The 21,465-nt window shown below is 61.8% G+C and carries 17 protein-coding genes, 1 tRNA gene, 4 pseudogenes and 1 other annotated feature; of the genes and pseudogenes, 10 read left to right on the top strand and 12 right to left on the bottom strand.

What is annotated here, in order from left to right; all coding sequences use genetic code 11:
* The first annotated feature begins 46 nt into the window (after window positions 1-46).
* The 5 genes and pseudogenes from HQ394_RS07450 (at window position 47) to HQ394_RS07430 (ending at window position 3,856) form a co-directional block, all read left to right on the top strand.
* Window positions 47-1,714 carry a GumC family protein gene (locus HQ394_RS07450; protein ID WP_190262717.1) on the top strand — a complete coding sequence of 556 codons (1,668 nt, stop codon included), beginning with the start codon at window positions 47-49 and terminating at the stop codon, window positions 1,712-1,714.
* Window positions 1,692-1,925, top strand: coding sequence for a P-loop NTPase family protein (locus HQ394_RS07445; protein WP_190262716.1), 234 nt, complete (start codon window positions 1,692-1,694; stop codon window positions 1,923-1,925). The genes HQ394_RS07450 and HQ394_RS07445 overlap by 23 nt, the downstream gene beginning before the upstream one ends.
* A 36-nt stretch (window positions 1,926-1,961) precedes the next feature.
* Window positions 1,962-2,222, top strand: a complete 261-nt coding sequence (locus tag HQ394_RS07440) for a P-loop NTPase family protein (RefSeq protein WP_190262715.1) — start codon at window positions 1,962-1,964, stop codon at window positions 2,220-2,222.
* Between the two features lie 182 nt (window positions 2,223-2,404).
* Window positions 2,405-3,613, top strand: a pseudogene (locus HQ394_RS07435) (IS3 family transposase).
* Window positions 2,662-2,779: a sequence feature (AL1L pseudoknot), on the top strand. It overlaps the preceding pseudogene by 118 nt.
* Window positions 3,614-3,780: 167 nt before the next feature.
* Window positions 3,781-3,856, top strand: a tRNA-Arg gene (locus HQ394_RS07430).
* Window positions 3,857-4,020: 164 nt separating this feature from the next.
* Here HQ394_RS07430 and HQ394_RS07425 read toward each other — a convergent pair.
* From HQ394_RS07425 to folK, 4 genes and pseudogenes are all read right to left on the bottom strand, one after another.
* Window positions 4,021-4,887, bottom strand: a pseudogene (locus tag HQ394_RS07425) (IS3 family transposase); the annotation flags it as partial.
* Window positions 4,888-5,264: 377 nt separating this feature from the next.
* Window positions 5,265-7,103 carry a phosphoenolpyruvate carboxykinase (GTP) gene (locus HQ394_RS07420; RefSeq protein WP_190262714.1) on the bottom strand — a complete coding sequence of 613 codons (1,839 nt, stop codon included), beginning with the start codon at window positions 7,101-7,103 and terminating at the stop codon, window positions 5,265-5,267.
* A 265-nt stretch (window positions 7,104-7,368) separates the two neighbouring features.
* Complete coding sequence (locus HQ394_RS07415; protein ID WP_190262713.1) at window positions 7,369-9,525, bottom strand: RelA/SpoT family protein; 2,157 nt, start codon at window positions 9,523-9,525, stop codon at window positions 7,369-7,371.
* A gap of 190 nt (window positions 9,526-9,715) precedes the next feature.
* Complete coding sequence (gene folK / locus HQ394_RS07410; RefSeq protein ID WP_190262712.1) at window positions 9,716-10,234, bottom strand: 2-amino-4-hydroxy-6-hydroxymethyldihydropteridine diphosphokinase; 519 nt, start codon at window positions 10,232-10,234, stop codon at window positions 9,716-9,718.
* Window positions 10,235-10,397: 163 nt separating this feature from the next.
* On the opposite strand from folK, the gene HQ394_RS07405 reads away from it, so the two are divergent.
* The gene (locus HQ394_RS07405) at window positions 10,398-10,952 is read left to right on the top strand and encodes a LabA-like NYN domain-containing protein (RefSeq protein WP_190262711.1); all 555 of its coding nucleotides are present in this window, start codon (window positions 10,398-10,400) and stop codon (window positions 10,950-10,952) included.
* Window positions 10,953-11,088: 136 nt separating this feature from the next.
* Here HQ394_RS07405 and hemB read toward each other — a convergent pair.
* Window positions 11,089-12,072, bottom strand: a pseudogene (hemB, locus tag HQ394_RS07400) (porphobilinogen synthase); the annotation flags it as partial.
* A gap of 202 nt (window positions 12,073-12,274) precedes the next feature.
* Here hemB and dapA point away from each other — a divergent pair.
* Window positions 12,275-13,159, top strand: coding sequence for a 4-hydroxy-tetrahydrodipicolinate synthase (gene dapA / locus HQ394_RS07395; RefSeq protein ID WP_190262710.1), 885 nt, complete (start codon window positions 12,275-12,277; stop codon window positions 13,157-13,159).
* A 49-nt stretch (window positions 13,160-13,208) separates the two neighbouring features.
* On the top strand, window positions 13,209-13,691 hold the full coding sequence (gene smpB, locus HQ394_RS07390) for an SsrA-binding protein SmpB (protein ID WP_190262709.1): 483 nt from the start codon (window positions 13,209-13,211) through the stop codon (window positions 13,689-13,691).
* A gap of 37 nt (window positions 13,692-13,728) precedes the next feature.
* On the opposite strand, the gene HQ394_RS07385 is transcribed toward smpB, so the two are convergent.
* The 4 genes from HQ394_RS07385 to HQ394_RS07370 form a co-directional block, all read right to left on the bottom strand.
* Window positions 13,729-14,001, bottom strand: a complete 273-nt coding sequence (locus HQ394_RS07385) for a hypothetical protein (protein WP_190262708.1) — start codon at window positions 13,999-14,001, stop codon at window positions 13,729-13,731.
* A 480-nt stretch (window positions 14,002-14,481) separates the two neighbouring features.
* Window positions 14,482-15,075: a LutC/YkgG family protein gene (locus tag HQ394_RS07380; protein ID WP_190262707.1), complete on the bottom strand. Its 594-nt coding sequence runs from the start codon at window positions 15,073-15,075 to the stop codon at window positions 14,482-14,484.
* On the bottom strand, window positions 15,072-16,451 hold the full coding sequence (locus tag HQ394_RS07375; protein WP_190262706.1) for a lactate utilization protein B: 1,380 nt from the start codon (window positions 16,449-16,451) through the stop codon (window positions 15,072-15,074). The genes HQ394_RS07380 and HQ394_RS07375 overlap by 4 nt, the downstream gene beginning before the upstream one ends.
* Window positions 16,448-17,191 carry a (Fe-S)-binding protein gene (locus HQ394_RS07370; RefSeq protein WP_190262705.1) on the bottom strand — a complete coding sequence of 248 codons (744 nt, stop codon included), beginning with the start codon at window positions 17,189-17,191 and terminating at the stop codon, window positions 16,448-16,450. The genes HQ394_RS07375 and HQ394_RS07370 overlap by 4 nt, the downstream gene beginning before the upstream one ends.
* 286 nt (window positions 17,192-17,477) lie before the next feature.
* Here HQ394_RS07370 and HQ394_RS07365 point away from each other — a divergent pair, with 286 nt between their 5' ends.
* Window positions 17,478-18,287, top strand: coding sequence for an FCD domain-containing protein (locus HQ394_RS07365; protein WP_456151499.1), 810 nt, complete (start codon window positions 17,478-17,480; stop codon window positions 18,285-18,287).
* A gap of 100 nt (window positions 18,288-18,387) precedes the next feature.
* A pseudogene (locus HQ394_RS07360) lies at window positions 18,388-18,597 on the top strand (transposase); the annotation flags it as partial.
* A gap of 477 nt (window positions 18,598-19,074) precedes the next feature.
* Here the strand turns inward: HQ394_RS07360 and HQ394_RS20435 are convergent.
* The 3 genes from HQ394_RS20435 to HQ394_RS07345 are packed head-to-tail and all read right to left on the bottom strand — an operon-like array spanning window position 19,075 to window position 21,465.
* Complete coding sequence (locus HQ394_RS20435; RefSeq protein ID WP_190262703.1) at window positions 19,075-19,914, bottom strand: putative porin; 840 nt, start codon at window positions 19,912-19,914, stop codon at window positions 19,075-19,077.
* Window positions 19,815-20,708: a putative porin gene (locus tag HQ394_RS20430; RefSeq protein ID WP_190262702.1), complete on the bottom strand. Its 894-nt coding sequence runs from the start codon at window positions 20,706-20,708 to the stop codon at window positions 19,815-19,817. Before HQ394_RS20430 ends, HQ394_RS20435 begins: the two co-directional genes overlap by 100 nt.
* A gap of 49 nt (window positions 20,709-20,757) precedes the next feature.
* Window positions 20,758-21,465 carry a TonB C-terminal domain-containing protein gene (locus tag HQ394_RS07345; RefSeq protein WP_190262701.1) on the bottom strand — a complete coding sequence of 236 codons (708 nt, stop codon included), beginning with the start codon at window positions 21,463-21,465 and terminating at the stop codon, window positions 20,758-20,760.

Here is a 21,465-nt window from a genome sequence, read left to right as displayed (position 1 = left end):
CGCGGCCCGTTTGACAGACGATGCAAGCAGGAAGGACACGACAGCGATGACCCATGACCTGACACCCGCACCGGCAGACCCGTTCCGGGCTCTGCATCCTGCCGGTGGTGTGGCGGCGCTGCCAGCGACGCCGTGGGTGGTTCCGCCGGGAACGACCGAACGCGATTCGCTCAACCTCTCGCTGGTGCTGGATGCAGTCCGGCGCCACTGGCGGTCGATCGTCACCGCTGGCCTGGTTGCCGGTAGTTTTGGCTGGGCGTTCGCGTCACTGCTGCCGGCAAAATATCAGGCCGTTGCCTTGGTCCGGGTCGATGGTGACGGCCTCGGCATCCTTGAAGAGGACAAGCGCGCGCCGACTCAATATGTCGATCCGGTGCGGGTGCAGAGCTGGGTGCAGGCGCTGACCGGCCTGTCGGTGTTGCGTGCGGCGGTCGATGCGGCTGGTCTGCGATACTATCCCGAGTTCAACGGCGCGTTGGCAAGTGCGGGCAAGTCGGGTCAAAAGAGTCAGTCGCCAGTGCTTCCGAGCGAAGACGGGATGAGCGCCGCTGAGCGGACCACCTTGGCCGGTCTCGTCGGGGCACTCAGTGTCACCCAGCTCGGACAATCCGGTGTCGCTGAGATCGCGGTGCGAACGTCCGATCCATGGATGGCAGCGCGCACTGCGAATGCCATTGGCGAAGCGTTTATCGAAGAGCAAATTCTGACCGCGCGTGGACGGCGCCTGCAGGCACTCGATGCGTTGACGATGCAACGCGACGAGTTGAGCGATCGTTTGCGTGGGCTTGAACAGAACATCGTTCGCGTCCGTTCCGGCTCAAAGCTGGTCTTCGGCGAAACGAGCGATGTTGCCGGTGACGTGTACGCCAACATTCGTCAGCAGCTGATCGTGAGCGAATCCGATCTTTCCGCAGCGACGGCGAAGCGGCAGATCATTGACCGTGCCCGAACCGCCGGCTCTGGCGCCGGAGAGCTTACCAACGTTGCTTTCTCAGAGCTTATTCAGGCGCTGCGGCAAAAGCGGGCACAGGCCTATGTGGAATTGGCAGAGGCTGGGGAAGTGTTCGGACCACGCCATCCCGAATATCTGAAGAAGCAGGAGAGTCTCAACAAGATCGACCGCTCAATTGACCAGGAGCTCAACAGCCTGAGCTCGACGGTACGCAATGAGGAGCGTGTGCTGCAGACGAAGGTGGACAAGCTGCGTCAGCGGATGCAGGACGTGCAAAGCGAAGCCGTTGAAGGAACTGGAAGCCGCGTCCAACTCGCACGGTTGCAGACGGAAGCAGAGGGAACGAAGACGTCGCTGAACACGCTCGACACGCAAATCGACGCGATCGAAACCGCTGTCGGTCTCGAACAGTCGGCCGCATCGTTCGTGTCGCGTGCGGTCGCACCTGACGCACCTATATACCCGAAGAAGCCTGATTACCGGGGCGGCGTCTTTCGCTGGTGCCGGCTTTGCTTTCCTGTTCATCGCCATCCGCGCGCTCCGCGACCGCAGGATCGGCACCATGAACCAAGTCAAATCCTTCGAGGCGATCGCGGGCTTTCCGGTCGTTGCCGCATTGCCGTTACAGCGCGAAGGCGTGGTGCCGGACAATGTCAGCATGGACTCGGACTACGCGCGCATCCTGCTCGATCTGGCGACGACCCTCAGTATCGGTTCAAGTGGCATGGGAAGCGTTGTTGTGACCCCACTGCAGGAGGGTGACGGCGGCACTAGCGTGGCGGTGTCGCTGGCGCTGATGTGTCGCGGGGTCGGCCTCAAGACGCTGTTGGTGGAGCTCAATACCGATCGAGCGGTGACGCAGCTGTTCGGCGGCACGGGACATCTCGGCCTCGTCGATTGCGCGCGCCAGGGCATTGATCCGGAGAGCGCGATCTGGGTTGCCGATGAGCACGGGCTGCAGATTCTCAGCTAATGCGGCATCAATGCCAACGCTCTTGACTACCAGTCAATGGCGGCGATCGAGCAGGCCTTCGATCACTTGCGGACCCGCTATGACGTGCTCATCCTTGATGCACCACCCCTGTCCTCCACCAAGCATGCCTGCCGACTGGTGCAGCGGGCCGACCAAATGCTGGTGGTGACGTTGGCCGAGGGTGGCCGAGCGGATACGCTGGCCTATGGCCTGCGTGGCCTCGACTGGCAGAGTGCCGGCAAGGTTGCGGTGGTCTTCAATAAGGTCCCGCAGGATAGCGAACTGTTAGTGGCTTGATGTTGGTTAGGGAACCAGCGGCGTGTTGTATTGCGCCTGCTGGTTCACCGGCTGGGGTTCGGGGCGCAAGCTCGTGCCGAACCCCACGGCGGGATGCCCAGCTTTGTCGCAATCTGTCCCAATGGACCATGAACTGCCCCGGGTTTGCCGGAGGTTCCAACTTTTGAGCAGGTGGAGCCATCATGAGCAAGACGACGAAGAAGTTCTCCCCGGAAGTTCGCGAGCGTGCGATGCGGCTGGTGCTGGATCACGAACACGAGCGTCCCTTGCACAGGGCGGCGGTCATTTCGATCTCTGCCAAGATCGGCTGCACGGGACAGACGCTGAACGAGTGGAGGGAGAAGGCCGAGGTCGATGTTGGCAAGCGGGTGGGCGTGCCGACCGTCATGACGGCTCGCTTGAAGGACCTCNGATTGAATGAGATCCTGCGCAAAGCGAGCACCTATNTTNGCCCAGGCGGAGTTCGACCGCCGGTTCAAGCGATGATCGCCTTCATCGAAGATCACCGCGAGGCGTATGGGGTCGAGCCGATCTGCAAGGTGCTGCCGATCGCCGCGCCGACCGACCACGACCATGTCGCCAAGCGGGCCGATCCGGGGAAGCTTTCGGCACGGGCGCGACGGGACGTGGCCCTGAAGTCCGAGATCGCACGCGTCTTCGCCGAGAACTTCGAGGTCGATGGCGCGAGGAAGGTTTGGCGGCAAATTATGCGCGACGGCTTTGCCGTCGCGCGCTACACCGTGGAGCGACTCATGGCTGAGCTTGGCCTTCAAGGGGTGATCTGCGGCAAGCCGGTCCGGACGACCGTGCAGGACAAGACGGCGCCGTGTCCGCTCGACCATGTGAACCGTCGGTTCCACGCACCCGCGCCGAACATGCTGTGGCTATCTGAATTCACCTNNAATGTCAGCACTTGGTCAGGCTTCGTCTACGTGGCCTTCGTCATCTGCGCCTACGCCCGCCGGATCGTCGGCTGGCGCGTGAACAAGACAGCANTGCCAGCTTCCGTGCTCGATGCGCTGGAGCAGGCGCTGCACGAACGGCGGCCCGCCCACAGAACTGGTCTGGTGCACCACGCGGATCGCGGATCGCAATACGTCAGCAATCGCTATACCGAGCGATTGGCGCAGGCGGGCATCGATCCGTCCGTCGGTAGTGTCGCCGACTCTTATGACAATGCTCTCGCCGAGTCGATCAACGGCCTCTACAAGGTCGAGGTGCTCCATCGACGCGGGCCGTAGCGAAGCTTCGAAGCCGTCGAATTTGCGACGCTGATATGGGTCGATTGATTCAACAATCGCGGTCTGCTGGAGCCCATCGGCAATATCCAGCCGGCCGAAGCCGAGGCACGCTACTGCGCCATGCTCAACAAGCAGAAGCTGGTGGCGTGACTCAAACCAAATANNGCCTCCGGCAAACCGGGCGCGGTTCAGTACCCACCAATCCGCCGGATGATTACAGTTCCAAGCAAACGCGGCAGAGGAGCAAACGGAGACACCGCCTAAGATGTCTGGTGCTTGCCCCAGGCGGTTTGTGGCGCTATCGTCCGCGTTGCGCGGCACCCGTAGCTCAGTGGATAGAGCGCTGCCCTCCGGAGGCAGAGGCCACAGGTTCGAATCCTGTCGGGTGCGCCACTTCGGTATAAAACTGCGAACGTCAGCGGCCGGAGGTGGTCCCTGCGATATGATCCTTCTTTGTTCTTTAGCTTCCGACGCGCGGACAGTGCGAACCCCTGCAGGCTCTCCGGCGTGATCTGAGCCGAGACGCCCCATCGCCGGTTAGTGCCAGACGATAGATCAGCCTCGGCAAAGGCGTTGTCGGTCGGCTTGCCTGGCCGGGAGAAGTCGAGGATGACACCACGGGCATAGGCCCACAGATCGAGATCACGGCTGATGAACTCGCTGCCCTGATCCACACGGATGGACTGGGGATAGCCGACGTCCAGGCAGACCCGCTCAAGGGTCTGGACGACATCCTCGCCACGCTAGTTCATCCGCGCATCCAGCGCCGGCGAGAAGCGAGAGAACGTGTCGACGATCGTCAGGACGCGGATTTTCTGCCCGGTGGCAAGCTGATCGTGAAGGAAGTCCATCGCCCAGACATCGTTCGGGCGAACCGCAGCTTGGCGATCCTTGCGGAGCTTCACCTTGACCCGGCGCTTCGGCACCTTGCTGCGGAGCTGGAGACCCAACGCCTTGTGANNGAGCTTATAGGTTCGCTTGTGGTTCACCGTCCAGCTCTCNCGGCGAAGCGGAACATGCACGCGGCGATAGCCATAACGGACGCGCGTCTCGGCGATTTCCTTCATGCGGGCCTTGAGTGCGGCCTGATCGGGTCGGCGAGAGCGATAGTGGTAGGTCGAAGTGTCGAACTCGACGAGCCCGCAGGCTCTCCGGATCGATACGCCCCACTCATGCCGCGTCTCGTCAACGAGCTTGCGCTTGGGACCAGGCCTCAGATTTTTNCGGCGGACGATATCCTGGAGCATTTCCCGGTTCAGCGACAGGTCCGCCACCAGCTTCTTCAGCTTGGCGTTCTCATCCTCCAGCTGCTTCAGCCGCCGCATCTCCGGCGGCGTCATCCCCTCATATCTTTTCTTCCAGTTAAAGTAGGTCGCCTGACTGATCCCCGCCCGGCGGCAGATGTCCGCAACCGGCACACCTTTTCCAGGGGAAGATCAGTTCCCGCAATGAGCAAGAGAGCGGACCCGACATGGTGCAGTTTAATGACGGGTACGATGCCGCGCTGATGGCCATGCAGGAGAGCACCCGTTTCGCATTCTTATCGGCGAACTATCGCGGCTGAACTCTGGTGTCGCCGCGACGGCTGCGATCGACGCATGCTACGGCAGCACCCGCTGCAGGTAGGCGAAAGGAATTGATGATGCTGGGCACCCGAAGCACGCCCGTCATCGGCTATCGCCGATACCTACTTAGACTGCACACAACCGGTTGCCACCAGTCAAACTGTGGCGCGGCTTATTCCACAAACAACGAAGCCGGCCCGAAGGCCGGCTTCTTTTTGCTTTGCGTTACCGCAAATTTAGGCGGCGGAGGAAATCGTCCACACCTTGGGCGACTTGGTGGCACGCTCCTCGAGAAGCTTACGCTGTGCTTCGAGTTCCGGCGGCAAGGCTGCACCGAAGGTCGCGAAGTAGTTCTTGATCTCGGCGGCTTCCGCCAGCGCGCCTTCACGGGTGATGTCCATGATGTGCGCGTATTTGTCGGCAGAGAAATCGAGACCGGCCCAGGTGATGTCCTCGTAGCGTGGGCTGAGACCGAAGGGGCTCTCCACCGCACCGGAGCGGCCGCGGACGCGATCGACGATCCACTTCAGAACGCGCATGTTCTGACCATAGCCCGGCCAGATGAACTTGCCATTCTCGTCCTTGCGGAACCAGTTGACGCGGAAGATCGACGGCAGCTTGAGGGCTTTGTTGGTGCCGGTCTTGACCCAGTGACCCCAGTACGTCGCCATGTTGTAGCCGATGAACGGCAGCATCGCGAAGGGGTCGCGGCGAATGGCGGCCTGGCCGATGGCGGCTGCGGTGGCTTCCGAGCCCATGGTCGCGGCCATGAACACGCCGTGATCCCAACCGAGGGCCTCGTAGACGAGCGGGAAGGTCTTCGACAGGCGACCGCCGAACAGGAACGCCGAGATCGGCACGCCAGCTGGGTCTTCCCACGCCGGGTCGATGGTCGGGCATTGGCCGGCCGGAGCGGTGAAGCGGGCGTTCGGGTGCGCACCCGGGGTGCCCGACTCCGGCGTCCAGTCGTTACCCTTCCAGTCGATGCCGTGTGCCGGTGCCGGGCCCATGCCTTCCCACCAGACGCCGCCGTCATCGGTCAGCACCACGTTGGTGTAGATGCAGTTGCCGGGCTTCATGGTGTCCATCGCCATCGGATTGGACGAATACGACGTGCCGGGGGCGACGCCGAAGAAGCCGTATTCCGGGTTGATGGCGCGCAAGGAGCCATCGGGGCCGGGCTTGATCCAGGCAATGTCGTCGCCGACGGTGTAGGCCTTCCAGCCTTCGAAGCCTTCCGGCGGCAGGATCATGGCGAGGTTGGTTTTGCCGCAGGCCGACGGGAACGCGGCGGCGACGTAGGTCTTCTCACCCTGCGGCGACTCGAGGCCGAGGATCAGCATGTGCTCGGCGAGCCAGCCCTCATCGCGGGCCATCGTCGAGGCGATGCGCAGCGCCAGGCACTTCTTGCCAAGCAGCGCATTGCCGCCGTAGCCGGAGCCATACGACCAAATCTCGCGCGTCTCGGGGAAGTGGCAGATGTACTTGCGGCTGATGTCCGGTTCGCACGGCCACGCCACGTCCTTTTCACCCGGGGCGAGCGGTGCACCGATGGAGTGGACGCAAGGGATGAAGTCGCCATTGCCGAGGACGTCGAGCACCGCCTGTCCCATGCGGGTCATGATCCGCATGTTGGTGGCGACGTAGGCGCTATCTGAGATCTGCACCCCGATCTTGGCGATCGGCGAGCCGAGCGGCCCCATCGAGAACGGGATCACATACATCGTCCGGCCGCGCATGCAACCGTCGTATTGGCCACGGAGAATGCCCTTCATCTTCTCCGCGTCTTCCCAATTGTTCGTCGGGCCGGCTTCTTCTTTCGTCTTCGAGCAGATGTAGGTCCGATCCTCAACGCGGGCGACGTCACTGGGGTGCGAACGCGCCAAGAAGCTGTTCGGATACTTCTCGGGGTTCAGGCGAATAAACGTGCCCGATTGCACCATCTCTTCACAGAGGCGATCGTATTCTTCTTGCGAGCCATCACACCAATGCACTTGATCCGGCTTGCACAGGGCTGCCCATTCGTCCACCCACGCGAGCAGCTTCGCGTTTTTCGTCGGTCCTGAAGCGGTCATCACTGTCCCTCACATCAATTAATTCTTAACGCCGCGCTCTCCGCGCCCTGTGATAGGCGTGAGCGTGGATGAAAGCCCTGTTGCACACTCTCTTCGTTGCGCGCACGCGCGAATAATAAGCCCTACATTAAGCATTCTGGGCAGGCTTTCAAGGATGTCGCGGGTGCGAACGCACGCGACTTTGGGCTGGTTGGCGAGATCTGTCACCGCCACGAACCGGCAAGGAAAAATTGTCCGGTGAACAGCGGCCCGAACGTCGAAGAGGTTACTGGCGCGTTCGATCGACCGAGTGAATCGCAGCAGTTGCACGCAACGCAGCAATGATTTCGGTCAGATGCTTGGCGTTGTGAACCTCAATATCGATAAACAAATCAAAAAAATCCTGACTTCGCGAAACAATACGCAGATTGGTAATGTTACCATCGTTCTTGGCGATCACGCTCGTCAGGTTGCTCAAACTTCCTGGCTCGTTGATTAGAATAACAAATACCCGGCCGACATACGCTTCCTTTGTCTCTTCATCCACGTTCCAGGCAACGTCGATCCAGCGCTCCGGCTGATCGGTAAACATGTCAAGCGTTTCACAATCGATGGTGTGAATGGTGACGCCCTTACCGGAGGTCACCAGCCCGACGATGCGGTCGCCTGGCAACGGATGGCAGCAGGCAGCGTAATGCATCGCCATGCCGGGGATCAGACCATGAATCGGCACGCTGCTGGTTTTCGGCGGCTCCGGTTTGCTGCGGTGGCGGCCAATGGGCACCACCTTCTCGTAGAAGCTCCGCTTGCGCTTGACCGCCGGGTAGACCGCCTCCAGCACCGAGCGCCCCTGCAGGTTTCCCATCCCCACCTGCACCGCCAGATCGTCCACAGCGGGCTGCTTGAAGCTCTTCGCTGCCTCCTCCAGTGCCTTCTCAGAAAGGGAGTAGCCTTCCTGCCCGAAGGTGCGCTCAAGGATGCCGCGTCCCAGGCTCAGGTATTCATCGCGTTGGCGCAGGCGGATGAAGCGGCGGACGCGCGCCCGCGCTTTGCCAGTGACGACGAACCGCTCCCAGGCGGGNGAGGGCGTCTGCGCCTTCGAGGTGATGATCTCCACCTGGTCGCCGTTCTGCAGCCGTGTCTTCAGCGGCATCAGCCGGCCATTGATCTTGGCGCCGACACAGCGGTCGCCGATCTCGGAATGGACGGCGTAAGCGAAGTCGACCGGTGTTGCGCCAACCGGAAGGTTGATCAGCGATCCCTTCGGCGTGAAGCAGAAGACCTCGTCGCTGAAGAACTCCATCTTGGTGTGTTCGAGAAATTCCTCGGCGCCACCGGCGTGCTCGAGAATTTCCAGCAGCNNCTCGCGCAGCCAGCGATACTGCCGGCCGTCGGTGGTGTGGACGCTCTGCTTGTAGCGCCAGTGCGCCGCGACGCCATACTCCGCCACCTCATGCATGTCGAAGGTGCGGATCTGGACCTCGATCCGCTGCCGCTCCGGCCCGAAGACGCCGGTATGCAGCGAGCGATAGCCGTTCGGCTTCGGCGTCGAGATGTAATCCTTGAACCGGCCGGGAATGACCGGATAGGCGCCATGGACGACGCCGAGCGCGCGATAGCAATCCTCAAGGCTGGCTACCACCACGCGGAACGCCATCACGTCCGACAATTGCTCGAAGTTCAGGTTGCTCTTCTTCATCTTCTGCCAGATGGAGAAGGCCGTCTTTTCCCGACCGATCACGTCGGCATTCAGGCCACTGTCATTGATCGTCGCCCGCAGTTCGGAGATCACCCGACGGATCATGCCGCTGCCCTGTTCACGCAGGAGGGTGAGGCGGGCAAGGATCGAGTCGCGGGCGAGCGGGTTCAACTCCTTGAAGGAAAGGTCTTCCAGCTCATTCTTCAGTTCCTGCATACCGATGCGCTCGGCGAGTGGCGCATAGATCTCCATCGTTTCGGTGGCGATCCGCTTGCGCCTTTCTTCCTCGCGGATGAAATGCAGTGTGCGCATGTTGTGCAGCCGGTCGGCAAGCTTGACCAGCAGCACCCTGATGTCTTCCGACATGGCAAGCACGAGCTTGCGAAAGTTTTCCGCCTGCTTCGATTGGTTGGAATTGAGTTCGATCCGGCTTAGCTTGGTTACGCCATTGACCAGGCGCGCTACTTCGTCACCGAACAGGCGCTTGATGTCGTCGAAACTGGCCGAAGTGTCTTCGATGGTGTCATGCAGCAGGCCAGTGACGATCGAGGCGACGTCGAGCCGGTAGCTGGTAAGGATACCGGCCACTTCCAGTGGGTGGAGAAAATACGGATCGCCGTTGGCGCGTGTCTGCGACCCATGCACCTTCATCGAATAGACGTGANNGGCACGGTTGAGCGAGTCCTCGTCGGCACAGGGGTCGTAGGACTTCACCCGCTCGACAAGTTCGTACTGGCGGATCATCGTTCGACCGAAAGCGCGAGGAAACCGAACGACATGAAGTGTTTATTCCAGATCCTTGACCCCGATGGCGCCGGGCCGTTGCGCGCCCGGAGGGTTTCCCGGCGCCACGGCGGCCCATCACCTATTTGGTCATGCTGTGCGGCGCGAGGCAAGCGGCGGCGAAGGAAGATGCAGGGCGCAATCTCAGCACTCAGCACCCGATGCGGCAGAGCCATTGATCGCCTGCCAGCTGCTGCAGGAGTTGACTGGCCGACAGTCCGGAAACGGGATGGCGCCACGCCGGCCAGACTTCATGCAAGGGTTGCAGGACAAAAGCGCGACGATGCAGGCGGGGGTGGGGGACGATAAGCCGTCGATCAACGGTGTCAATCACGAGTGCATCATAAATGAGCAGGTCAAGATCAAGCGTTCGCGCTTGGTTCGCCGCCGTTCTTAAGCGCGCAAATTGATGTTCGATGTGGAACAATCGGCGCAAAAGTGTTCCCGGGTCGAACACGGTCTCGGCAAGCACAATGCCATTAACGTATAAAGACTGGAGTGCGGGTGGGACAGGATCACTCCAGTACCAGGACGAACGATGGACGACCCGAATCGTCTCCGTGTCGAGTGCTGCTACAGCTTCTCTCGCCACTTGCAAAGGACCGCCCTTGCCAGCAGCAGGGAGATTACTACCAATACCGATCGCTACAAGGCTCATAACTTTAGCCATCGCCGCTGAAAATGCTGCATTGCAAAGGATGGACTTGCACCGTCATGACAATCGCCCTAGGTAATTAGCTGGGAGGGAAGTGCCCGCGGCCGCTATGAAGGCTGGCGGGAACACACTGTAACGCTACCCGTCTTTATCCGCTTGTATAGGTTCGGACATCCCCATGCTTTTTTACCCCCAAGAAAAAGTCGCGCTCTTCATTGATGGTGCAAACCTTTACGCTTCAGCGCGCGCCTTGAATTTTGATATAGACTACAAACGATTGCTGGATCTTTTCGCGACAAAGGGTCGACTCATTCGGGCATTTTATTATACAGCCCTTATTGAGGATCAGGAGTATTCACCGATCCGGCCGCTGATCGACTGGTTAGACTATAACGGCTACACGATGGTTACGAAGCCGACGAAGGAGTTTACCGACGCGTTCGGCCGTCGCAAGATCAAGGGCAACATGGATATCGAACTGGCGATCGATGTCATGGAAATGGCTGAGCATATCGATCACGTGGTTTTGTTCTCAGGCGATGGCGACTTTCGCCGCCTCGTTGAGGCGGTGCAGCGGCGCGGTGTGCGCGTTACCATCGTCAGCACGGTTCGCTCGCAACCGCCGATGGTTGCCGATGAGTTGCGGCGGCAGGCTGACAATTTCGTCGAACTGTTGGATCTGCAGTCGCACATCTCGCGCCTGGGTCAATCCCGGGAGGATCGGGGGTACTAGCCGCCACCGGCGAACTGGTGGGGGCGCACACGTAAGAGTGAACTCCGGGCGACTGCCGGCGGTGTTTCAGTGCGGCGCGGTAGCTACCGCGCCGCCGTGAGCGTTTACGGGCGTTCCGCCAGCAGGCGCGCGCCGCGTCGAGAGCGGCGTAGGTGAAGATGCCGGCGGCACCGGCGCGCTTGAAGCCGAGCAAGGTCTCAAGCAGGACCGCTGCGTAATCAATCACCCCCGCCTGTTCGGCAGCGCGCAGCATCGCGTACTCGCCACTGACGTGATAGGCGAAGGTCGGCAGCCGGAAGGTGCTGGCGATGCGGTAGAGCACGTCGAGATACGGCACCCCCGGCTTAACCATCAGCAGGTCCGCGCCTTCGGCGATGTCCTGGGTTACTTCACGCATCGCCTCGTCCGTGTTCGCCGGATCCATCTGATAGGCGCGCTTGTCGCCCTTGAGGAAGGAGCCGGAGCCGATGGCGTCGCGGAAAGGGGAATAGAGCGCCGAGGCGTATTTGGCGGCGTACGACATGATCAGGGTGTCAGTCAGTCCGGCACCGTCGAGAGCGAGGCGGATCGCGCCGATGCGGCCATCCATCATGTCCGATGGCGCCACTACGTCGCAGCCGGCTGCCGCTTGTACCACCGCTTGCTGGCAGAGCAGGTCCACCGTCTCGTCGTTGAGGATTTTGCCACCGCGGATAACGCCATCGTGGCCGAAGCTGCTGAAGGGATCGAGTGCCACGTCGCACACCAGCCCCACGTCCGGGAATGTTGCCTTGAGCCGGCGGACAGCGCGGCAGACGAGATTGTCGGCGTTGAGCGCCTCGCGCGCGTCCGGCGTGCGTCGCTCGGGCGCCACGTAGGGAAAGAGCGCCACCGCGATGATGCCGAGTTGTACCGCATCAGCGACCGCTGCCTCTGCCAGATCGATGGACAGCCGCTCCACCCCTGGCATGGAGGGGATCGGCTCCCGGCGGTCCTCACCGTCAATGACGAAGATTGGCCAGACGAAATCAGCTGCTGTCAGCAGGTTCTCGGCGACGAGGCGACGGCACCATCCCGCTTGGCGGGGGCGACGCAGCCGTGAAGCGGGAAAACGGCCAGGGTAGGCTGGAAGGATGGTCATCGACGACGGATTGCTGCGGGGGCGAAGGAGGGTATCCTGGTGCAGGAGTCGTCCGCGGTCAATGTCGACGATCGACCGGCTGCTGCTTCGCCAAGCCCGCAGGCAGGAGTGGCGTTCGCTGCGGCGGTTGAATGCCGGCAAACGGGTGCTATAAGCAACGCCCTGTGGGCGGCGCAATGGCGCGAAGCTAAAGGCGGATATAGTGGAAAACAGCAGATTATCAGGGTCGATTGTGGCGCTGGTGACGCCGTTCAAGGACGGTGGATTCGACGAAACAGCGTATCGATCGCTGATCGAGTGGCATTTGAGTGAGGGGACGCATGGCTTCGTGCCATGTGGAACCACCGGAGAAGCGTCGACTCTCAGCCACGAACATAAGCGGGTGGTGAGCGCCTGTATAGATACCGTGCGCGGGCGTGCGCCGGTGATCGCTGGCACTGGGTCTAATTCCACAGCCGAAGCGATCGAACTGACACGGTTTGCCAAATCGGCTGGTGCCGACGCAGCCCTCGTCGTCTGCCCCTATTACAATAAGCCGACGCAGGAAGGGTTGTACCGGCACTATCGGGCTATCGTCGATGCGGTCGACCTGCCCATCGTCGTCTACAACATTCCCGGTCGCTCGGTGGTTGACATGAGCGTCGAGACCATGGCGCGACTGGCCGAACTGCCGTTGATCGTTGCCGTCAAGGACGCGACGCAGGATCTGGCCCGGCCGCTGCGGACGCTGCAGGCGATCGGGCCCGGTTTCCGCCAGTTGTCGGGTGAAGACGGTACGGCGCTGGCCTTTCTCGCCAACGGCGGCCACGGCTGCATTTCGGTCACCGCCAACGTGGCACCGCGCCTGTGCGCCGATGTGCAGGTTGCCTGGCAGCAGGGTGATGCGGCCAAGGCGCTCGCCTTGCAGTTGCAGCTGATGCCGCTGCATCTCAACCTGTTCTGCGAAAGCAATCCGGTGCCGGCGAAATACGCGCTGAGCCTGCTCGGCCGTTGCGATCCTGATGTCCGGCTGCCGCTGGTGGAGCTTGCCGACGCCAGCAAGGAGAAGGTGCGTCAGGCGTTGATCGCTGTCGGCCTCATGGCCTGAAGGCGGCGGGGCGGACGACGGCTAGGAACAGCGGGCGAACGCGTGGGCAATGGGTAATAAGGGTGGCACCAAGGAGGCCGAGGAGTCGCGGCAGTACATTGTCCGCAACCGTCGCGCACGCCATGACTACAGCATCGATGAGGTCTACGAGGCCGGGATCATGCTTTACGGTAGCGAACTGAAATCGCTGCGACTGCGGCGCGCCTCCCTGGCCGAGGCCTACGCCCACGACAAGGGTGGCGAACTGTTCCTCGTCAACGCCCACATTTCCCCCTACGACGCCGCCAAGACCTTCGGCCATGAACCGCTGCGGCCGCGCAAAATCCTGATGCACGCCCGGGAGATCCTTAAACTGATCGGCGCCGTTCGCCGCAAGGGCATGACGCTGGTGCCGCTGTCGCTCTACTTCAACCGCCGCGGCCGGGTGAAGCTGGAACTGGCGCTGGCCAAGGGACGGACCAAGGGCGACATGCGCGAAGCGATCAAGGAACGCGACTGGAACCGCGAGAAACAGCGCATGTTGCGGGGATAGCTGTTCGCCAACCTGCGGGTGCCACATCCTTCGGGCGCTACGGCAGCTGCGGCTGGACGAAGATCGTCGAGGTGGAGACGCTGCTGCTGGCGGCATTGAGCCGCAGGCGGGTGTTGCCCGTGCCGACCGAGAGGGAAAGCCCGCCGCAGCTGCCAAAGCATGGCCCGGGCCGGTAAGCGTAGGGACCGCGCATCCCGTAATAGCCGGGGCGATAGGCGGGGTGCAGCGGAGCCAGGCGTGCACGCGGATAGGCATAGGCATACGGGGGTAGTAACTCAGGATGCCTGCCGGCGTGGTGTAGAGCGGCCACTCGTTCATTTCGATGATGGTCACCCCGGATGCCACTGGGGCTGTTGCTGCCGGTGCTGTCGTTAGCGCGGGAGTGGTGACGTCAGTCGCCGCGGCGGGTGTCGCCGTGGCTGCCGATCTGGCCACGGGCGGCTGCTGTCGGGCGAGCAGTTGATCCATGGAGCGTGCCGGCCCGGTGGAGAACAGCCGTTCCAGGGCATATTGCGGCGTACCAAGCTGCGCCGGTTCGCTGGTGCATGCGCTCACGACAAGCAGTGTGCCACCGGCCAGAAGAGTCGGTGCCTGCCGCAGTAGCAACGACGCGATGCTCGCTTGCATGGCTGCCAAACCGTTAAGCCGCTCCGTGCGCCCCCGATTGTCCTTCCCTTGAAGATGTGCGCTCGGCTGCCGGCCGCGGCAACCCCGTCACACCGGTCAACCGATGCCGTCTGGCACCGGCAGCATCGGTCCGAGGACTGCCGCAGCCGGAGGCACCCCGCCTTCAGTTTGGCAGGCGTGGCGCAACGACGACGGTCAAGCTCCTCACGCCCTGGGCGCCGTGAATCAACACGCCTTCGATGTCCGCGGTGGCCGAGGGACCGGTCATCAGCACCGCGTAGCGGGCGGAGCGGAACTCCGGACGGGCATAGGCATGATGCAGATTGCCGATCACATCGGCTGGATCGAGCAGGCAGATCAGATGCTGCGACAGATAGGCGATCGCATTCACCCCCAACTCGATCTCGCTGAGAAACAGCGAGCCGGTTTCGGCGACGGCAAAGGCGGCACGCAGCACACCCACGTCCACGTCATCCAGTTGCTTCGGCTCGCTTACGGCGCTCAGTGGGCGGTTGCCGCTCACCTCCGGCGTTGCCGAGCAGATCACCGCCGCCTGCGGAAACAGTGTGGCAAGGAGGGCGTTGAGATCGGCGCTCGGCGCCGGCTCGACGAACTTACCGCCCATGCGTTCCAGGCCGGCGATGAACTGCGGCCACAGCGCCGGCAGGTCGGCATCGAACATGGGGACCACTGGCAGTTCTACTGCCGCTGGCTGGTTGCGCCGCACCGTGTCGAGAATAGTGTCGCGAGCGTTCATTTGGGCTTGCTCCGGTGCTTGAGATACCAGCCGTAAAAGGTCTGGTCAGGGGTGGCCGGGTTTTCCCGCTGTTTGCCCCAGGCGTTAAAGCGGGTGTAAAGCAGAAAGCGCGGCAGGTATTCGAGCGCAGCATCGGTAGCAGCGATCGTTCGTCGATACGCCTTGGGGTCGGACAGCAGCCGGCTGGCAATCTTCATCGCCGTTTTCTTGGCGAATGGCAGCTGGTCATGCTCGCTCATCACCCGTCGCCATTTGTAGATCTGCTCATGGATATTGATCTTCACCGGACAGACGTTGGTACAGCTGCCGTTGAGCGTCGACGCATAGGGGAGGTTGCTGTACTTGCGCAGGTCCTGGGTGGGATTGAGGATGATGCCGATTGGCCCGGAGTAAATGGCACCATAACTGAGACCGCCGCTGCGCCGGTAGACCGGGCAGGTGTTCATGCAGGCGCCACAGCGAATACACTTCAGCGAGGTCCAGAAGTCGGCTAGGCCGAGCCGCTCGCTGCGGCCGTTGTCCACCAGGATGATGTGCATCTCGCTGCCTGGCCGTGGCTGGCGGAAGTGCGAGGTGTACTGGGTGATGGGCGAACCAAGAGCGCTGCGCGACAGCATGCGGATGAAAACCGCAAGGTCCGCCAGGCGAGGGATTACCTTTTCGATGCCGACGGAAACGATGTGCAGCGGCGGCAGGTTGGCGCTCAGGTCGGCGTTGCCCTCGTTGGTGCAGACGACGACACTGCCCGTCTCGGCGACGATGAAGTTGGCGCCGGTCATCCCGGCCTCGGCGTCGAGAAAATAGGGGCGGAGATTGAGCCGCGCCTGCTCACTGAGGTAGTGCGGGTCGTCGTTCTTGCGGTCGGTGCCGATGGTGTCAGCGAAAACCTCAGCGACGTCGCCGCGCAGCTTGTGCACCGCCGGCACGACAATATGGCTCGGCGGCTCGTCATCGAGCTGCTGGATGCGCTCACCCAGATCGGTCTCGACGACGGTGATGCCCCGTCGTTCCAGGTGCGGACGCAGTTCGCACTCATCGGTCAGCATCGACTTGGATTTGACCAGCGTCTTGACGCCACGGGCGGCGAGAATCTCGCCGACGATATGATTGTGATCGGCCGCATCCAGCGCCCAGTGTACCTGCGCTCCGTTCAGCTTCGCCTGCGTTTCGAACTGCTCCAGGTAGCCGGCAAGGTGGCTCAGCGCATGTTCCTTGATCACCGAAGCGAGGTCGCGCAGCGCCTGCCATTCCGGGATCTCGTCGCGGATGCGGTCCCGCTTCTGCCGCAAATCCCATAAGCGCTTGTCGTGGAATGCTTCATTGTCCTTGGCGGCGATGAAGTGCGAGGCGGCCTCGGCGTGATCGATGCGTTTCATGCCCGCGCTCCGTTGAGTATTTGCGCGATGTGAACGAACTTGAGATCAAGACCGAGACGTTCGGCGCAGCCTTTCTGATGCATCAGACACGATGAATCGGCGGAGACGATGTAGTCCGCGCCCGCTGCCTTGTGGTCCGACACCTTGTCGTGGCCCATCTTCGCCGAAACCGGTTCCTCGAAGAGGGAAAAGGTGCCGCCGAATCCGCAGCACTCGTCGGGCCGCTGCGGCGTTACGAACTCGATCCCCTTGACCTTGCCCAGCAGCGCCAGCGGCTTGGAGAAAAAGGGCTCACCCAGCTCCGACATGGACGCGTGACGCAGACCGCGTAGGGTGCCGCAGCTGTTGTGCAGCCCCACCTTGTGCGGGAACTCGGCCCAGGGAAAGGCCTCAACCTCGAGGATGTCATGAAGAAATTCCACCAGCTCGAAGGTGTGCGTCCGGACATGGCGCACCGCGTCCGTCTGAGGAATGGCGTCCAGATAGTGGCGCACATGATGGGTGCAACTGCCGGACGGGGTGACGATGTAGGGATAGTCGGCGAAGTTCTTAACGAACAGCGCCTCGACCGGAGCAGCTTCGACCTGGCAGCCACTATTGGCTAAGGGCTGACCACAGCAAGTCTGCGTGAGTGGATACTCGACATCAATGCCGAACCGTTCCAGCAGCTCAAGCGTAGCGATGCCAACCTCCGGAAAGAAGGCATCGACAAAACAGGGCACAAAGAGTGCGACTTTCATTCGTGTAACCTCCCATCAATCCATCTTCGTGGATGGTTCTTGATCGACGTTATCGTCTCTTATTGTCCCACCGACGCCGAAGCATAAAGTCACCTCGTCGCAGTTTGGGAGATAGCATTCAACCCTTACCCGGTCGTCATGAGGCTAGAGCGGTAAAAGGGTCAGACCAAATGAACGCACGCCCTGCGGCGGTGTCAAGCGGGTTCTGTACTCGCCGCAGCCTCGCTGCAGCGGTAACCCAAGAACGAGTGGCGGTAGTATTGCTGCCGGCTGTCCGTTATCGGTTATGGTACAGGCATTGACGACAGCTATTGGCGGAGCCGCCATGGAGTTCAAGCGTATCAAGACGTCGAAGGTCTCGGAGTCCATTGTCGAACAACTTGAGGAGATGATTCTCAATGGGGCGCTGAAGACTGGTGACAAGCTGCCGCCGGAACGCGATCTAGCGCAGCAACTGGACGTCTCGCGGCCGTCGCTGCGGGAGGCGCTCGTCATCATGGAAGCCAAGGGGCTACTGCAGGTCCGCCGTGGCGGCGGCGNNGCATACGTCTGCGATGTGGTGGCGCAGATTGTGACCGATCCACTGGTGCATCTCCTCAAGCGGCGCGCCCAGTCCACGTTTGATGTGCTCGAACTGCGGCTCGCCCTGGAAGAAGTCGCCGCCTATCATGCCGCACTGCGCAGCAGTGATGGCGATCGACAGACGCTGCAGCGTCGTTGGGATGCCCTGGAAGCAAGCTACGCAAGCGACGATCTGGACCTGAACGCCGAAGCCGACGTTGAATTTCACATGGCTATTGCAGATGCGTCGCACAACCTCGCCCTGGCCCTGGTGATGCGCGGCCTCTTCAACCTGCTCCGTTCGACGATCAAGGATAATCTGGACAAGCTCAACGCCGAGGCGGGACGTATGGATCTCATTCGGGCGCAGCATCGCCAAATCCTGGATGCGGTGCTTGCGAACCAGCCGGAGGAGGCCCGAAGTGCAGCGCATACGCACCTCGCCTTCGTCCAGGAAACGATGCGACAGGCGGCGACGGCTGCGACACGACGCAAGCGCTCGCGACGGAAAGCGCCGAAGCCGATCGTCGAGTGAGCACTGTCACCGTCGAGCATAAAATAAGGGGCGCTGGCGGTTGAATAGCCCCTAGATTTCTGGACGCCTTCTATCCTAATTTTGAGGACAGGAGACGACGATGGGGAAGCCCAATTTCAGTGATGAGTTCAAGCGTGATGCGGTGGCCCAGATCACCGAGCGTGGGTATCCGGTAGCTGAGGTTTCCGAGCGGCTCGGCGTCAGTCAGCATTCGCTGTATGCTTGGAAGCGGCGACTGGCGAAGGTGGTGTCCGGCGATGCCAGCAAGGATGCCGAGATCCGCCAGCTGAAGCGCGAACTGGCCCGAGTGGGTCGGCAAGGGCGGCCGGGCGCGCCATCTGCGCGGCGCCTCGGTCACTGCCGCCGCGCAACCGGTCGGCGCCGTCGTCTGTGTCCACGCCAAGGCGATGAAGGAGCCCTGGTGTTTGGCGACGAGCAAGGCAGACGCATCGGCCCGCGAAATCGTCAACCTCTACGCCAGACGCTGGACCATCGAGCCCAGCTTCCGCGACACCAGGATCTGCGCTTCGGCATGGGGCTCGGCGCCGTGCGCATCGGCGATCCGCAGCGCCGCGACCGCCTGCTCCTGCTCAACGCCTTCGCCGTGCTGTTCCTCACCCTGCTCGGCGAGGCCGGCGAAGCGCTCGGCATGGACCGCCACCTCAAGGTCAACACCGCCAAACGCCGAACCCATTCCCTGTTCCGCCAGGGCTGCATGCTCTACGACCTCATCCCGGCCATGCCCGAACCCCGCCTCCGGCCGTTGATCGAAAGGTTCCTCGAAATGCTAAAAAACAAACCAATCACCGCCCAACTGACGAACATAGCTTAAATGAGGGGATTGATGAGCGGTAACCTTGGTTTGGAAGCCGAGATTGCCGCCATCAATGTTGCCATTACTGTCCGTATTATTGACCGGAGGCTTCTTTTGCATCTCATTCTTGTCGAATCCGAGATTGGCGACAAATGCTCCGTCAAAGATGATGTGGATCGGATCATATGTAGACAGATCGGCGCGTGTCGTTAAGACTAATTCCTGATATTTTGAGGCAAGTCCAAAGTACTGGTACTGATTATCGGCGCCAAAGTTGTTCGCTGCATTCGGAATAATGTTCCGCAAGGCGAAATATGTATTGCCTTTCTGCTGATATTGCTGTCGTGTGGTGTCTGTATCGCATTGATCGCTCTGATTCAGCACATCGCACGGGTTCGATTCCTGGCCCCGCATATTGAAAAACTGATAGTAGGCAATCGCCCCCTTGAGGCTCAGGTCCGTATGCGGCTTGCCGTCCAGGCCCGCCTGCAACCCCATCAGATACCGGTCTTGACTGGAATCCTTAGCTTGGTTGTAGGTGGAGAAGTTGAAGTCGGTGTTGTAGACGGGAAAGCCGCCGACGACGAAGAAGGGGTTGATGCCCCGTGCCGCCTCAAAGGTGTAGCTCGCAGCGACACCGTCGAAGTTGAGGTCGGGATCCCAAATAAGATCGGTATGAAAATAAGGATTCGGTAACCGGCCGGCGTCGATGGTCAGCCCGTTGAGCGGCGTAAAGCGTAAGTAGGCGAGGTCGAGCCAGATATTGTACTTGCTGAAGTTGCTTCCCTGGCCGGTGGTCGGCGCCGCACCCAACGTCTGGTTGGTGGAGACCGGGCCGTTGTCTCGTTGCCCGAGGCGATGCGAATGTTGGCATTGACGTGCTCGGCGACATTCGCCTCGACGCCGACGCGGGTGCGCAGCAGGAACCGGTTGCGATCCTCGTCAGTATTGAAGAAGGGCGGGTTCTGCGTCTGGTTGGCGCCGATGTTGTAGGGCTGTCCGGTATTGATGGCGTTGAAGTTGACGATCGACGCGTTGTTGTTGGCGAAGGCGTCGTGCTCGTAACGGAGGCGGATATCGCCGTAGGGCGTGAAGCGGTGCACCCAGCTTGGTACTTCGTTGGGTGCGGCCCAGTTCTCCGCCTGCGCCTGCGCCAGAACCTCCTTCTTCACCTCTTCGCGAATTTGCCGTCGCACCGGTTCCGGAATGTAGGGAACCCGCACCGCCCCCGCGTCCTCGCTCGCTTGTGCCGCGCCGGCTGCCACTCCTGCCACTCCTGCCGCGCCGGCCGCCGCTGGCGCAGCGGCGGATGCGGCGGCGGCATTGGCGGCGTTGGCGGCTGCCTCGGCGCGCGCTTCCTCCAGCAGTTGATGGCCCTCTTCATCGGTAATCACGCCCTGGCGGATTAGCATGCGAATGAGATTGGCAAGGACACCGCCGTTCGCTGCCCCCACCGCAGCCACCCCCGACGGCACTGCAGTCGGCGCTGTGGTGGCGGCGGCGATGTCGCCGCCACCACAGGCGAGGGCGATGGCGAGCGTAAGGGTTGAAACAGGCGCACGCAGGCCTTGGTCCCCAGGGCGGAGATGATGGCGTGAACTGTCCACGGTATAACCTCATCCCTTGGCCGGCTTGTTCGCCGGCACGTTACGGTTGCTAGCCCTGCCGTTGCGTTCGCGAGCTTAGGTAAAAGCGGATTGGTAGTGGCATGTCCTTCGGTGGCGGCTGGCGCAGGACGACCAGACGGGGGATTTCCTGCTCAATCGCCGCATCCACCTCGGGATTGCCGGTGGATTGATAAAGACGGATCTTGCTGATGCGTCCGTCTGGTGTTGCCCACACCGCCAGCTGGGTGCGGGCGAAATCGGCGTAGCGGGTCTTCTCGTTGGTACGCAGTGCCTCGATGAATTCGGCCTGGACGGCGTTGGCATACCATCTCCAGCCGGCCGGGCCGTTGGCACCGCCGCCGCCCGAGCCGGCTTCACCCAGGGCTCGCCCACCCGGCTGACCGACGAGGCCATAGGCGTCACCGGGCCCGGTGCCTGTGGCGTCAAGGCCAAGCGGTCCCGGTGGCGGCGGCAGGTCGGGGGCCGGTGGCACTTCCTTCACCGCTTCCATCGGCTTGATCATCTCCGGTTCCGCAATCTTGCGCTCCTCCACCGCGGGCTTTGGCTGTTCCGGCGGCGGCGGCGGTGGTGGTGGCGGCTTCAAAAGGGTGACCTGCTGCACCTGCTTCAGCGTCGGTTTGGCGTCGCCCACATTGCGTACCAGGTGCACCGCCGTCGCGATGGCGGTGCAAATAGCCGCGGTGGCGATCACGCCTGCGAGATTGCGCTGCAGCCAGCCGGGTTCGTCGTCGTGCAT

The sequence above is a fragment of the Defluviicoccus vanus genome, from assembly GCF_014672695.1.
Lineage (GTDB): Bacteria > Pseudomonadota > Alphaproteobacteria > Rhodospirillales > Defluviicoccaceae > Defluviicoccus > Defluviicoccus vanus.
This window is presented reverse-complemented; position numbering and strand designations above follow the sequence as displayed.

Bases quoted from the DNA above. Each gene is read 5' to 3' on its own strand.
- HQ394_RS07450 (WP_190262717.1), top strand. From the start codon at position 47: ATGACCCATGACCTGACACCCGCACCGGCAGACCCGTTCCGGGCTCTG.
- HQ394_RS07440 (WP_190262715.1), top strand. From the start codon at position 1,962: ATGGCGGCGATCGAGCAGGCCTTCGATCACTTGCGGACCCGCTATGAC.
- HQ394_RS07420 (WP_190262714.1), bottom strand. From the start codon at position 7,103: ATGACCGCTTCAGGACCGACGAAAAACGCGAAGCTGCTCGCGTGGGTG.
- folK (WP_190262712.1), bottom strand. From the start codon at position 10,234: ATGGCTAAAGTTATGAGCCTTGTAGCGATCGGTATTGGTAGTAATCTC.
- HQ394_RS07405 (WP_190262711.1), top strand. From the start codon at position 10,398: ATGCTTTTTTACCCCCAAGAAAAAGTCGCGCTCTTCATTGATGGTGCA.
- smpB (WP_190262709.1), top strand. From the start codon at position 13,209: ATGGGTAATAAGGGTGGCACCAAGGAGGCCGAGGAGTCGCGGCAGTAC.
- HQ394_RS07380 (WP_190262707.1), bottom strand. From the start codon at position 15,075: ATGAACGCTCGCGACACTATTCTCGACACGGTGCGGCGCAACCAGCCA.
- HQ394_RS07375 (WP_190262706.1), bottom strand. From the start codon at position 16,451: ATGAAACGCATCGATCACGCCGAGGCCGCCTCGCACTTCATCGCCGCC.
- HQ394_RS07370 (WP_190262705.1), bottom strand. From the start codon at position 17,191: ATGAAAGTCGCACTCTTTGTGCCCTGTTTTGTCGATGCCTTCTTTCCG.
- HQ394_RS07345 (WP_190262701.1), bottom strand. From the start codon at position 21,465: ATGCACGACGACGAACCCGGCTGGCTGCAGCGCAATCTCGCAGGCGTG.